The sequence below is a fragment of the Actinomadura rubrobrunea NBRC 15275 genome, from assembly GCF_001552235.1.
GTDB classification, from domain to species: domain Bacteria; phylum Actinomycetota; class Actinomycetes; order Streptosporangiales; family Streptosporangiaceae; genus Spirillospora; species Spirillospora viridilutea.
Map to the genome: position 1 here is coordinate 42,263 of NZ_BCQU01000042.1, position 12,686 is coordinate 54,948.

Here is a 12,686-nt window from a genome sequence, read left to right on the forward strand (position 1 = left end):
CGGCGGCCGCCGGGGACGTCACACCGTGCCCGCGTAGAGGGCGGAGAGGAAGCGGACGAGCAGCGCCTCCCGCGTGCTCGGGGGCAGGGAGTCCAGGACGGTGTTCACCACGGCCATGCCGGGGCCGCCGTCCAGGTCCACGCCCGCCGAGGCCAGCAGCGCCCCGAATCCGGCGTCGTCCAGCGCGTCGAGCGCGGCGGGGTCGAGGTCGGCCAGCACGGCGGCCAGCCCGTCGGGGATCTTCGGGGGGCCGGCGGCGCGGGCGGCGGCCGCGGCGTCGGCGAGGACGCTCAGCAGCGCGTCCACGCCCGCGAGGCTGACGCCGGTGAGGGTGAAGTGCAGGTTCGGCGGGATGCCGCGGTACGACAGCTGCGGCTGGAAGAACCAGCCGCGCGCACGGGCCTCGTCGGCGACGACGAACACGTCGAGCGCGGGGTCGTCGGACGCGATCGCGACGAGCGGCGCGTCCGGGTCGCCCAGCACCCGCAGCCCGGGGATGTCGGCGACGCCGTCGATCAGCCGGCGCGCCGCGGCCATCGCGGAGGCGGCCAGCTCGCGGTAGCCCTGCGCGCCCAGGGCCATGAGCGTCGCCCACGCGGCGCCGAGCGGACCGGCGCCGCGGCTGCTCTGCGCGGTGGCGTTGATGACGGTGTAGCCGGGCCATTCGGCGGAGGCGAAGTAGGCGTTCCTGCGCATCGCCTCGTCGGCGAACAGCACCACCGAGGCGCCCTTGGGGGCGTAGCCGTACTTGTGCAGGTCGCAGGAGATGGACGTCACGCCCGGCACGGACAGGTCGAACGGCGGCACGGGCCGGCCGGTGTCGCGCAGCCACGGCAGCACCCAGCCGCCCACGCACGCGTCCACGTGGCACGGCACGCCCGCCTGGGACGCCACCGCGGCGATGTCGGCGACCGGGTCCACGACGCCCTGCGGGTAGGACGGGGCGGACGCGACGACCAGCGCCGTGCGGGGTGTCAGCGCCCGCTCCACCGCCCGCGGGTCGGCCCGGAACGTCTCCGGGTCCACCGGCACGCTCACCAGGTCCAGGCCGAGGTAGTGCGCGGCCTTGTGGAAGGCGGGGTGCGCGGTCACCGGCGCGACGATCTCCAGCCGGTCGGGTCCCGGGCGGGCGTCGCGGGCGGCCTTGACGGCGAGCAGGATCGACTCGGTGCCGCCGGAGGTGAAGACGCCGGGGGTGCCGGCGTGGCCGCCGAGCCGTTCGGCGACGGCGGCGACGACCTGGCGCTCCAGGGCGACGACGCTGGGGAACGCGGTCGGGTCCAGGCAGTTGACCTCCAGCATCTCCAGGTAGGCGCGGGCGGCCGCGTCGTGGACCTCGGGACGTCCGGCGTCGTAGACGTAGGCGGCGACCTTGCCGCCGCGCACGGGCAGGTCCCCGGCCCTGAGCCGGGCGAGGTCGGCGAGCACGTCGGCGGTGGGGCGGCCCGTTTCCGGCAGGGCGCCTTCCAGGGGTGCGGTAGGGGGCGTCTCGTGCGGCATCTGCGGACTCCTGTGTGCGGGGGGGCGGCCTCGGGGGGCGTTCATTCAGGGAGCCGCAGCATGGCGGCGACGAGCCGGTGCAGGTGGGCGCGGAACCGGGCGACGGCCCTCGGGTCGTCCAGGCCGCGGCGCCGGCCCTCGGCGTCCAGGACCCCGCCGGTGCCGAAGCCGTGGGTGCACCAGATGACCGTGGCGACGGCGAAGTCCACGTCCACGTCGTCGCCGACGGCGCCGCGGACGCGCTCCCCGATCTCGTCGAGCAGCGGCCGGACGTAGCGGCTCTCCAGGTGCGCGATGTCGGCGGCGTCCGACAGCCAGCGGTGCATCCACAGCGCGGGGATCTCCGGGCGTTCGACGCAGAAGTCCAGGTAGCGGTCGACGAGCCGGTGCACCCCCGCGGCGTCGGGGGTGAAGTCCGCGAGGGCCCGCTCCAGCGCGGCGCGTTCGGCCCGGTGGGCGCGTTCCATGACGGCCAGGTAGAGGTCGCGTTTGCCGCCGACGTGGTAGGCGACGGTGGCGACGTTGAGGCCGGCGGCCTCGGCGATGAGCCGGGTGGACGTCCCGTCGTAGCCGAGCGCCGCGAACAGCCGGGCGGCCGCCTCCAGGATCCGCTCCCGCGCCGGCTCGTCGGAGCCCTCGCCGGACGCGGCGCCGGAGGGGAGCCCGTCGGTCGCGCCTCCGGTCATGCCGCCGGGGGTGTCGCTGCGCACCGCTCCACGCTAGGTGACGCCCCGTGCACCGGTCAATCGTTTGATGGAGAGGGCCGTCAGGTGTCGGCGGCGGCGCGGGCGGCGGGCGCCCCGCGGCGCGGGCGCTCCAGCGCGATGACGTTCTCCCGGTCCTCCTCGGCGGTGTCCGGCGGGCTGAGCCAGACGGTCAGGACCATCTCCAGCTCCAGCCGGGCCTCGGGCGCGTACAGCCGGTCGCCGAACAGCTGCTCCAGCTGGTGCAGGCGGTAGCGCACGGTCTGCGGGTGGACGTGCAGCCGGGCGGCCACCTCGGTGGCGTTGAACCCGTTCTGCAGGCAGGCCAGCAGGGTGCGCGCGAGGCGCTCGCGGTGCCGGGGGCGCACCGCCTGCAGCGGCGCGAGCCGCTGGTCGGCGATGGCGCGCACCAGCTCCTCGTCCTTGAACACCACCAGGGTGGGCATGTGGTCGGCGCAGCGGATGAGCCGGTCGGACGGCAGGATGCCGCGCCGCGCCAGCGGCAGCGCCTCGCGTGCCCAGCGCAGCGACTTGGCCGCGTCCTCGGTGCGCACGGTGGGTCCGAGGGCGGCCACCCAGTTGCGCAGGGCGTTCTCCAGCATGCGGGCGCGGCCGGGGCCGTCCGGGTCCGGGACGAGCAGGCAGGGTTCGCGCCGGTTGACGTCCGACAGCACGTCCGGCGGCAGCGACGGCTGGCGGAACGGTCCGCGGCCCCGCTCGTGCAGCACCACCGCCGCGACCGTGCGCGGGACCCGCCACCGCGCCAGGCGGGCCATGTCGGCGATGGCCTGCGGCGCCGCGGGCGGCTCGGCCAGCAGCAGGTCCAGCAGGCGACGGCGGCGGTGCTCCAGCTCCCCCGCCTCCTGCTCGCGCGCCTTGGTGTAGCCCTCGGCGGCGGCGCGGGCGATCTCGTCCAGGAACGCGAAGACCGCCTCGGCGAGGCTGGCCAGGGCGCGGCGGGGGATGTTGTAGTGCTCGGACTCGGCGGCCAGCCGCCGCCAGGCCACCCGGGCGCCCAGGCGCAGCGAGGTCTGCAGCACGTCCAGGCTCCGCCCCTCGCGCGCCTCGGCCATGCCGATCTCCCGGTAGACGGCGGCGACCGGCTCCCACGACGCGTCGGGGTCGACGATCAGGTCGACGAACTGCCGCAGCGCGCCCTCCACGGCCAGCCGCACCAGCCGGGCGTACGTCTCGTCCTGCGGCCGGGCGTACTCGGGCACGCCGCGCAGGATCTCGTCGATCATCTCCTCGGCCAGGGCGTCGAGATGCGGGCGGAACACTTCCCCGATCTCCGGGGGGACCCCGGCCCAGGGTTTGAGGGGTGAGCGCTCTTCGATGGGCGTGGTCACCGTCCGCACCTCCGGCCCGTGCTGAAGCAGGGACCATCGAAGGTAGTCGGCCGCATGGGAGAAGACTTCTGCCGGATCGCACCATTGGACCGGGCCGTTTGTCAGCGGAATGACAAACGGCCCGGCGCCGTGCCGCGGAGGCGTCAGAGGGGCCGCGGCCCGGTGAGCACGGCGGCGGCGCCGAGGCCGAGGTAGACGACACCCGAGGCGTGCCGTTGGCGCCGCCGGAACGCCGGGCGCTTCCGCAACCAGGCGCCGACGGACCCCGCGGCCAGCGCGTACGCCATGTCGCCGACCGTTCCGATCAGGGCGGTGACGAGGCCCATCACGGCGATCTGCGCGGGCACGGGGACGGCGGCGCCGCGGTCGATGAACTGCGGCAGGAACGCCAGGAAGAACAGCACCACCTTGGGGTTGAGCAGGTTGACGAGCAGACCGTCGAGGTAGGCGCGGTGGGGCGGCCGCGGCGGCGGCGCCGGGGCGTCCCGGTCGTCGCGGGCCCGGAAGGCGCGCACCGCCAGGTACACAAGGTAGGCGGCGCCCGCGTAGCGCAGCGCGGAGAACGCGGTGGCGGACGCGGCGATGAGCGCGGACAGCCCGGCGGTGGCCGCGGCGACGTGCAGCAGCGTGCCGGTCTCGACGCCGAGCGCGGAGGCGACCGCGGCGCGCCGTCCGTCGGCGACGCCGCAGGTGACGATGTACAGGTGGTTGGGGCCGGGGATGACGACGAGGATCGTTGCGGCCAGCAGGAACAGCAGCGGATGACTCACGTCATGGACGCTAGGGCCGTCCCGCGGTCCGGCTGAAGGTCCAATCAGACTCCGCGAAAGTGGTCCAAACGGGGCAGATCGGGCACATCCGGGCCGCTAGGCGGGCGGCGGCGTCGGGACGTCGTCGCCGACCCCGGGGCCGGCGGGCTCGGACGCGAGCGCCCCGGTGAGCACCAGGCGGCCCGCGGTGCGCACCATCGCGGCGACCTCGTCGACCGGGCGGCGCAGCAGCGCCAGGCTGACCAGCGCGGCCAGCAGGACGTGCCCGAGCACGACCTCGACGTCGCCGCGCTCGGGCAGCGGCTCGCCGATCGCCGCCGACAGCCGGTCCCGCACGAACAGGAACAGCACCGTGCGCGCGTCGTCGACGCTGGAGTCGTCCGAGGTCACGGCCTGGATGATGGCCGAGGTGAGGGAGAGCTCCTCGGCGGCCGTGCGCACGATCCGCTCCAGCAGCGCGGTCAGCCGCTCCACCGGCGTCTCCCCGACCGCCAGCGCGTCGATGTCGGCGGTGACGCGGTGCGCCCACGTGGCGGCCACCTCGGTGAGCAGGTGGTCCTTGGTGGCGAAGTACCGGTACACGGTGGCGCGGGCCACTCCGGCCAGGTCGGCGACATCGTGCATGGTCACGGCCTGGTAGCCGCCCTCGTGCGCGAGCCGGCGGGCCGCGTCGAGCAGCCGTTCCCGGCGGGCCTGCTGGTCCTTGCTCAAGGTCCGCGTCACGGTGATCCGCACATCGCCGGTCAAGGGCGCCTCCTCGGGTGGGACTCCCCCATCCTCTCGCATCCGCGGCGCGGCGGATCTCCGGTGCCGTCGGCGCATCGGGCGGTCGGCGAAGCCGTCCGAACGGCGGCGCGAGAGGTCTCCCCGAGGAGGCCGTGACACGGACGAGGAGCAAGGAGACGGGACGCCGAAAAAGGCCGGCACGGTCCGCGCACAGGGTCGCCGGGCCGCGATCGCGGGTTTCCGAGGGCTCTTCTCTCGCGGCGGCTCCCGGCGTCCCGATCAGCTTGAGCGGACCCGGCGGAGCACCACCGGAAAAATGTCAGGAGACGTCGATCCGGTCGCGCCGACGCGCCCATTCCAGAGAATGGCGGATGGCGTCCTCGATGCTGTATTCGGGCTTCCAGCCCAGCAGTTCTTCGGCCTTCGCGGGATCGACGTAAGCGCCGACCACGTCGCCCGGTCGCCTGGCGGCGTGGCGCACCTGGAATTCGTCACCGACGACGTTCCGGAAGGCGTCGACCAGCTCCCGGACGGTGGTCCCCTCGCCGGTGCCGAGATTGATGGCCTCCTAGCCGCCGGAGGGCCGGTCGGAATCGCCCGGCGGAATGATCGAATCGAAGCGCACCGCCGCCTCGTAGAACGCGCGGGCGATGTCCCAGACGTGAATGTAGTCGCGGACCGCCGTGCCGTCGCGGGTGGGCCAGTCGACCCCGGTGATGGTGAACGGCTCCCCGTTCTCGTAGCATTCGATCATCTTGCCGAGGGCGTGCGTCGGCTTGCGATGCTGCAGGCCGGTGCGCAGCTGGGGGTCCGCCCCGATCGGGTTGAGATAGCGCAGGGAGATGACCCGCAGCCGGTAGGCGGCGGCGAAGTCGGCCAATGCCGTCTCCGCCATCATCTTCGACCGGGTATAGGGGTTCTGCGGTTCCAGCGGAGAGGTCTCCCGGACCGACAGGTCGTCCTCGGGCCGGTACATTCCGGCGGTGGAGGCGAATATCATCCGGTCGCAGCCGTTGCGCACCAGATGCCCGGCGAACTCGATGGTCTTCGACAGATTGACCTGGTAGTACCGGAGCGGATCGGCCATCGACTCGGGCACCACGATGAGCGCCGCGCAGTGCACCGCCGCCGCGATGTCGGGATGGTCGAGGAAGATCTGGTCGATCAGCGCGCCGTCGCCCACGTCGCCGCGGTAGAAGATCCGGCCGTCGGCGAATTCCCGCCGCCCGGTGACGAGGCTGTCCAGCACGACGGGCGTGATGTCGCGTTCGACGAATACCGAGGCGATCGTACTGCCGATGAAACCGGCGCCGCCGGTGATCAGAATTTTCCCCATCGCATCCCCCAGACTCGTGCGCTTTTCGACACGAGAAAGCTTCGGCGGGCGCCCGCGCGGGGGTCAATGTCGCTCTTCGCGCCTGACCGGCTTCGGACCGCCGTCAACCTCCGGGCCGCCTCAGGCGTCCGCGCGGATTCTCTCCCCGCGCGCCCGGGCGGGTGCGCGGCACGCCGCCGCCCTGGTTACGCCCCGCTTCTGACCCGCCGCACGGCATGCCCAGAACCCGGTCCGCGGGGCGTCACTGTGCGTACTCGCGCATAGTACGGCGTTCACAGGATTCGCGCGGGCCGCCGAGCGGGCATCGTCCTGCCATGCAGCCCATCCGCGTCCTGATCGTGGACGATCACGCAGTGTTCGCCGAGGCGCTCGCCGCCCGGCTGCGCCGGGAACCGGACCTGGTCGTGCTGCCGGTCGCCCCCGACGGGCGGCGCGCGCTCGCGCTCACCGCCACCGAACGCCCCCACGTGCTGGTGCTGGACCTGGCCCTCGGCGCCGAGAACGGCCTGGACGTGCTGGACCGGGTGCGCGAGCGGCATCCGCACGTCCGCGTGGTCGTGCTGTCGGCGACCGACGAGGTGGACGCGATCGTGCAGGCGGTGCGGCGCGGCGCGGTCGGCTTCCTGGCCAAGACCGAGAGCGCGGAGCTGGTGGCGCGGGTGGTCCGCGGCGCCGCCCGGCGCGGCGGCTGGCTCCCCCCGGACGTGCTCGGCGACGTGCTGCGGCGGCTGCTCGACGGCGGCGCCGAGCGGGACGGCACGCGGCTGCCGGCCGGGCTCACCCCGCGCGAGCGCGAGGTGCTGCAGTGCATGGTGGACGGGCTGAACCGCGCGCAGATCGCCGAACGGCTGGGCCTGTCGGCCAACACCGTGCGCACCCACACCCAGAACCTGCTGGCCAAGCTGGACGTCCACTCGGTGCTGGAGGCCATCACGCTGGCGATGCGCGCCGGCATGCGGCCCGGCCGCCGCGACTGACCGCCCGCGCCCGCACCCCGCGAATCCCCCCAAGCCCCTGCAAAAGACGTAGTCGGCGCTCGTATCGATGGGTGATCCACCGCGCGGCGACCGCTGAGACGCTCGGCGCAACGACGCCGAGGGGATGATCGTGGAAATCGACGAAGTCGCCGCGCGGATCGTCCGCGGCTACTGGATGCTCCTGCTGGGCATGCTGGTGGTCCCGCTGGTCGTGACGGCGGTCGTGGTGGGACGGCAGGACCCGCAGCACACCGCGACGGCGCGGCTGCAGGCGAGCGGCCGGGCCGCCGACGCCGCCGCCGGCGACGCGGGCGTCAGCATGGTCGTCAGCCAGGTCAAGGCGTTCGCGACCAGCCGGCCCCTGCTGGAACGGGTGCTCGCCGAGCAGCGCGTCGCCCGGACGCCGGACGCGGTCGCCAAGCGCGTCTCGGCCTCCGGCCTGGGCGCCTCGACGGTGGTCGAACTGTCGGTCAGCGACACCGACCCCCGCGTGGCGCGGCGGCTGACCGACGCGCTGGGCCGCGCCGTCGTCGACGAGATCAACCAGTCCAACCGGGGCGCGATCACCGCGGAGATCGCCGACGTCGAGCGGCGGATGCGCGACCTGCAGCAGCGGCTCGGCCCGCTGTCGCGGCGCGCCGCGGCCACGCCGCCCGACATCGACGCCGCCAACGAACGCGAACGCGTCCAGGCCGAGCTGAGCGACCTGCGCACCACCCGCACCGAGCTGCGCGCCCAGCTGTCCGCCGCGGGAGCCGCGTCGCTCGTGCAGCCCGCGGTGCTGGAGCCGCGGTCGGACCCGGCGGTGATGATGTCGGCGGTCGCGGGCCTGACCGGCCTGGTCGCCGGGGTGCTCGTCGCGGTCGCCGTCGAGATCTTCCGGCCCACCGTGCCGGGCCAGCGTCGGGTGGCGCGGCGGCTGGGCGTGCCGCTGCTCGGATGGGCCGACCGCGGTCCCGCGGCGCTGGCCGATCTGGGCCGCCGGACGCGGCTGTCGGCCCGGCGGCAGCTGGTCCGCCGGGTCGTCCTGGTCACCACCGGCTCCCGCCCGCTGCCCGCCGACCTGGTCTCCGCGGTCGCCGCGGCGGTGTCCGGGGACAGGGCGGGCACCGCCGCGGCCGCGCCGACCGCGCCCAACGGCCGCGTCGCCGGCGACGGCTCCGGGGCCCCGTCCGGCGCGGACGACCGCGAGGAAGGCCCCGGCGCGGGCGCGGCCGCGCCGGTCGCGCGCGGCGGCACCGCGCTGAAGAGCAAGCCCGCCGCGACCACGGCGCCGAGCGAGGCGGCCCTGCCCGGTCCGTCTCCCGACGCGTGCCGCGTCCACGCCTTCGAGGACGTCGACGTCGGCGCCGACGAGCGGACGGGCGTGATCGCGGTGGTCGGGCCGCTGACGCCGCTGTCGGCGCTGGAGTCGCTGCGCGACCTGGTCGACGCGTCCGGCTGGCCGCTGCTCGGAGTCGTCGCCGTCTCCCGCGCCTCGTCCCTGTCCCGCGGCCCGTCCCGCGGCACGTCCCGCGGCACGTCCCGCGGCACGCGTCGGATCACCGCGCCGGACCACCACGCGCCGGATCACAGCAAGGGGTGACGCACAGCATGAGCACCAGCAGCGGTCAGACCGCCGTCCCGTTCTCCCTGCCCTCGTTCGCCGCCGACGTCGGCGACGCCGTCGTCAAGGTGCTGGACTCGGGGTGGGTGACCACCGGGCCGCAGACCGCCGAGTTCGAGCAGGAGTTCGCCGACTTCCTCGGCGCCGCGCACGTCGTCGCGGTGGCGTCCTGCACCGCGGCGATCGAGCTGAGCCTGCGCGCCCTGGAGCTGCCGCCCGGCTCGCCGGTGCTCACCCCGAGCCTGACGTTCTGCGGCGCGATCAACGCGATCCTGCACGCCGGGCACCGCCCCGTGCTGGTGGACATCGACGAGGACACCCTGGTGCCGTCCCCCGCGACGGTCGAGGAGGCCGCGGGCCGCGTCAAGCCCGCCGCGATGGTCGTGCAGAACCAGGGCGGCTTCCCGGTGGACGTGCCGGCGCTGGCGGAGGCGGCCGGGCTGGACCGGTCGCGCGTGGTGGAGGACGTCGCGCACGGCCCCGGAGGGGCGCGCGGCGGCGTGCCCGTCGGCGCCGAGTCGCAGGCGGCGTGCTTCTCCTTCTACGCCACCAAGAACCTGCCGATCGGCGAGGGCGGCGCCGTGGCCACCCGCGACGCCGAGTTCGCCGACCGGCTGCGCGCGCTGCGGCTGCACGGCATGAGCAAGGACTCCTGGCGCCGGTACCTGCCCGGCGGCAGCTGGTCGTACGACGTGAAGCGGCTCGGCCTCAAGGCCAACATGACCGACGTCCAGGCCGCCATCGGACGCGCCCAGCTGCGCCTGCTGCCCGAGTGGCAGCGCCGCCGCGCCGAGCTGGCCGCCCGCTACGACGAGGCGCTGCGCGACCTGCCCGGGCTGGTGCTGCCCCGCCGCGACCTCGGCGAGGACGTCCGGCACGCCTGGCACCTGTACCAGGTCCGCGTGCCCGAGCGCGAGGCGGTCATCGCCGACCTGGAGAAGGCGGGGGTGTCGACGTCGGTGCACTTCATCCCGGCGCACCAGCTCAGCGTGTACCGGGAGCTGCTGGACGAGCGCGAGCTCGGCTCGCTGCCCGCCACCGACCGGGTGGCGGACGGGCTGCTGTCGCTGCCGCTGTATCCGCGGCTCAGCGACGCCGCGCAGGACCGGGTGATCGACGCGCTGGCCGACGCGCTGCGGTCCCGGGGCTGACATGTGGAGGTTCGCGCGCCGCCGTCCCGCCGCCTCCCGCGGCGGTCCCGGCGCCGCCGAACGGCGGGCCGATCCGCTGGCCGCGCTCATGGGCCGCGCGGAGGTCGCCGTGCCGGACGCGCGGGCGCGGCGGCACGTGCGCGGGCGCCGGGTGCTGGTCACCGGGGCGTGCGGGACCGTCGGGTCGGCCCTGGTCCGCCGCGTCGCCGCGCTCGGACCGGCGGCGCTGTGCCTGGTCGACAAGGACGCCGGCGGCCTGGCCCGGCTCGCCCGGGAGCTCGCGGCCCCGACCGGCCCGCGGGTGCGCGCGGTGCGCGCCGACGTGCGCGACGGCGACGCCGTCGCGCGGATCCTCGGCGACGCCGAACCCGAGCTGGTGTTCCACGCCGCGCGGCGCAACGACCTGGCCGGCGTCGAACGCGACCCGTGCCGCGGCGTGCTGGACAACGTGGTCGGCGCCCGGCACGTGGTGGAGTCGGCGCTGCGAAGGGAGGCGGCGCGGCTGGTGCTGGTGTCGTCGGACAAGGCCGCGGACCCGACGTCGGTCTTCGGCGCGACGATGCGCCTCGGGGAGCTGCTGCTCCAGGCGGCGGCCGGCGGCCCCACCCGCTTCGCCGCCGTGCGCGTCGGCCACGTGATCGGCGCGCGCGGGACGCTGCTGGACGTGCTGGCGCACCGCATCCGCTGCGGCGAGGTCGTCACGGTCGCCCATCCGGAGGTGGCGCGGCACTTCATGACCGCGGCCGAGGCGGCCGGGCTGGTGCTGGAGGCCGCCGCGCTCGCCGAGGAGGCCGAGACGTTCGCGTTGGACGTGGGCGCGGTGCCGGTCGTGGAGCTGGTGCACCGGTACGCGGCGCAGCTGCGGCGGCCCGACGTGACGATCCGGTTCGGCGGGCTGGGGCCGGGCGAGAAGCTGACCGAGAAGTCGTTCGGCGACGGCGAGCGCCGCGTCCCCACCGCGCATCCGCGGATCTGGGGCACCCGGCCGCCGCCCCCGCCCGCCGGCCTGCCGCCGCTGCTGGACGAGCTCGCCGACGCGGCCGCGCGCGGCGACGAGGCGCGGGTGCGGCTGCTGCTGCGGCGCCTGCTGCCCGAGTACCGGCCCGCGCGGCGCCCGTGCCCGCCCGGCGAGCACCTGCCCGACGGCCCGTCGCCGCTGTGCGCGGCGGGCCGCGGTCCCCATCCGCCCGGCCGGTGAGCCGCCTCCGGTGAACCGGCCCTGCCCTGTGAGGTGCCCGTGCGAACCGACCGCAAGCTGAGAGTGGCGACGGTGATCACCCGCTTCAACGGCGGGGCGGGTCATGTCGCGTTGAACGGGCTGCTCGCGCTGGCCCCGGACGCCTACGAACGCACCGTGTTCACCGGCGGCGTGGGCATCGACGGCCAGGCGGGCGACGCGTCCGGATACCGGCGCGGGGTGCGGTACGGCAAGGACGCGGTGGCGGGCGCCTCGACCGGCGACCTCATCGAGCGCGCCTACGCGGCGGGCATGCAGGTGGCGCAGGTGCGGCCGCTGGTGCCGCAGATCTCCCCGCGCGACGACGTCGCCGCGCTGCACACCCTCACCCGCGTCCTCGCCGAGGGGCGGTACGACGTCGTGCACACCCACAGCTCCAAGGCCGGATTCGTGGGGCGGCTCGCGGCGGCGCGGGCGGGCGTGCCGCGCATCGTGCACACCTGGCACGGGTTCCCGTTCCACGACTACCAGTCGTGGGCGCGGCGCCGCGCCTACATACGGCTGGAGCGCATCGCGGCCAAGCACACCGACGCCTTCCTCGCCGTCGGGTCCCAGACCGCGGTCACCGCGCTGCGGCTCGGCCTGGCCACGCCCGAGCGGATCCGGCTGACGTGGCCGGCCGTGGACGTCGACGCGTACACCGCCGACTCGGGCGCGCGCGCCCGGGCCCGCCGCCGGCTCGACCTGCCGCTGGGCGTCAAGGTCGTCGGGGCGGTGGGCCGGCTCACCCGGACCAAGGGGCCGCACCTGCTGGCCAAGGCGCTGGCGCGGCTGCCGGAGGACGTGTTCGGGCTGTGGGCGGGCGGCGGCCCGCTCGCCGAGGAGATGCCCCGGCTCAGCGCCGACCTCGGCGTCGCCGACCGGATGCGCTGGCTCGGCCACCGCGACGACGTGGCGGAGGTGCTGCCCGCCTTCGACGTCATGGCGCTGCCGACCTACACCGAGGGCCTGCCGTGCGTGCTGGTCGAGGCGATCTGCGCGGGCGTCCCGCTGGTCACCACGGCGGTGTCGTCCAACCACGACCTGGTGCTGCCGGGCGAGACCGGGCTGCTCGTGCCGCCGGACGATCCCGCGTCGCTGGCCGCCGCGATCACCGCGCTGCTGGACGACCCGGCCGCCGCCGCGCGCATGGCGGAACGCGCCCGCGCCGCCCTGGGCGACCGGTTCAGCCCCGGGTACCTGGGCGCGGTGCTCGACGAGACCTACCGCGGCGCGTCCGTCCGGCCCCACCGGCGGTGACGGGGGCGACGCCACGGTGATCACGACGACGAGGGCGGCCGGGCCGGCGGCGGCGCGGGCGTCGCGCGCGGGCGGGGCGCCCGACGCGCCG

The 12,686-nt window shown here is 75.6% G+C and carries 10 protein-coding genes and 1 pseudogene; 5 read left to right on the forward strand and 6 right to left on the reverse strand.

From position 1 onward, the window contains the following. Positions 1–18: 18 nt before the first annotated feature. The 6 genes and pseudogenes from AR3_RS15030 to galE all read right to left on the reverse strand — a co-directional run bounded on the left by AR3_RS15030 (position 19) and on the right by galE (position 6,385). Positions 19–1,500, reverse strand: a complete 1,482-nt coding sequence (locus AR3_RS15030; protein ID WP_067914662.1) for a pyridoxal phosphate-dependent decarboxylase family protein — start codon at positions 1,498–1,500, stop codon at positions 19–21. A 41-nt stretch (positions 1,501–1,541) separates the two neighbouring features. Further along, positions 1,542–2,210 (reverse strand): TetR/AcrR family transcriptional regulator, encoded by a 669-nt coding sequence (locus AR3_RS15035; RefSeq protein WP_227022938.1) that lies wholly within the window; start codon positions 2,208–2,210, stop codon positions 1,542–1,544. Between the two features lie 56 nt (positions 2,211–2,266). Continuing rightward, positions 2,267–3,562 carry a PucR family transcriptional regulator gene (locus AR3_RS15040; protein ID WP_106258124.1) on the reverse strand — a complete coding sequence of 432 codons (1,296 nt, stop codon included), beginning with the start codon at positions 3,560–3,562 and terminating at the stop codon, positions 2,267–2,269. A gap of 134 nt (positions 3,563–3,696) precedes the next feature. Next, positions 3,697–4,323 (reverse strand): LysE family translocator, encoded by a 627-nt coding sequence (locus AR3_RS15045; RefSeq protein WP_067914666.1) that lies wholly within the window; start codon positions 4,321–4,323, stop codon positions 3,697–3,699. 96 nt (positions 4,324–4,419) lie between these two features. Further along, on the reverse strand, positions 4,420–5,070 hold the full coding sequence (locus AR3_RS15050; protein WP_067914668.1) for a TetR/AcrR family transcriptional regulator: 651 nt from the start codon (positions 5,068–5,070) through the stop codon (positions 4,420–4,422). Positions 5,071–5,368: 298 nt separating this feature from the next. Beyond that, positions 5,369–6,385, reverse strand: a pseudogene (gene galE, locus AR3_RS15055) (UDP-glucose 4-epimerase GalE). Positions 6,386–6,699: 314 nt separating this feature from the next. Between galE and AR3_RS15060 the strand changes: the two are divergent. The 5 genes from AR3_RS15060 (at position 6,700) to AR3_RS15080 (ending at position 12,595) form a co-directional block, all read left to right on the forward strand. Further along, complete coding sequence (locus AR3_RS15060) at positions 6,700–7,362, forward strand: response regulator (protein WP_067914670.1); 663 nt, start codon at positions 6,700–6,702, stop codon at positions 7,360–7,362. Between the two features lie 130 nt (positions 7,363–7,492). Beyond that, entirely contained in the window at positions 7,493–8,947 is a 1,455-nt protein-coding gene (locus tag AR3_RS15065) for a GumC domain-containing protein (protein WP_146150160.1), read from the forward strand. 8 nt (positions 8,948–8,955) lie between these two features. Then, positions 8,956–10,119 carry a DegT/DnrJ/EryC1/StrS family aminotransferase gene (locus AR3_RS15070; protein WP_067914687.1) on the forward strand — a complete coding sequence of 388 codons (1,164 nt, stop codon included), beginning with the start codon at positions 8,956–8,958 and terminating at the stop codon, positions 10,117–10,119. A 1-nt stretch (position 10,120) separates the two neighbouring features. Beyond that, positions 10,121–11,317, forward strand: coding sequence for an SDR family NAD(P)-dependent oxidoreductase (locus tag AR3_RS15075; RefSeq protein ID WP_067914674.1), 1,197 nt, complete (start codon positions 10,121–10,123; stop codon positions 11,315–11,317). Between the two features lie 39 nt (positions 11,318–11,356). Next, positions 11,357–12,595, forward strand: a complete 1,239-nt coding sequence (locus AR3_RS15080) for a glycosyltransferase (RefSeq protein WP_067914676.1) — start codon at positions 11,357–11,359, stop codon at positions 12,593–12,595. The last annotated feature ends 91 nt before the right edge of the window (positions 12,596–12,686 follow it).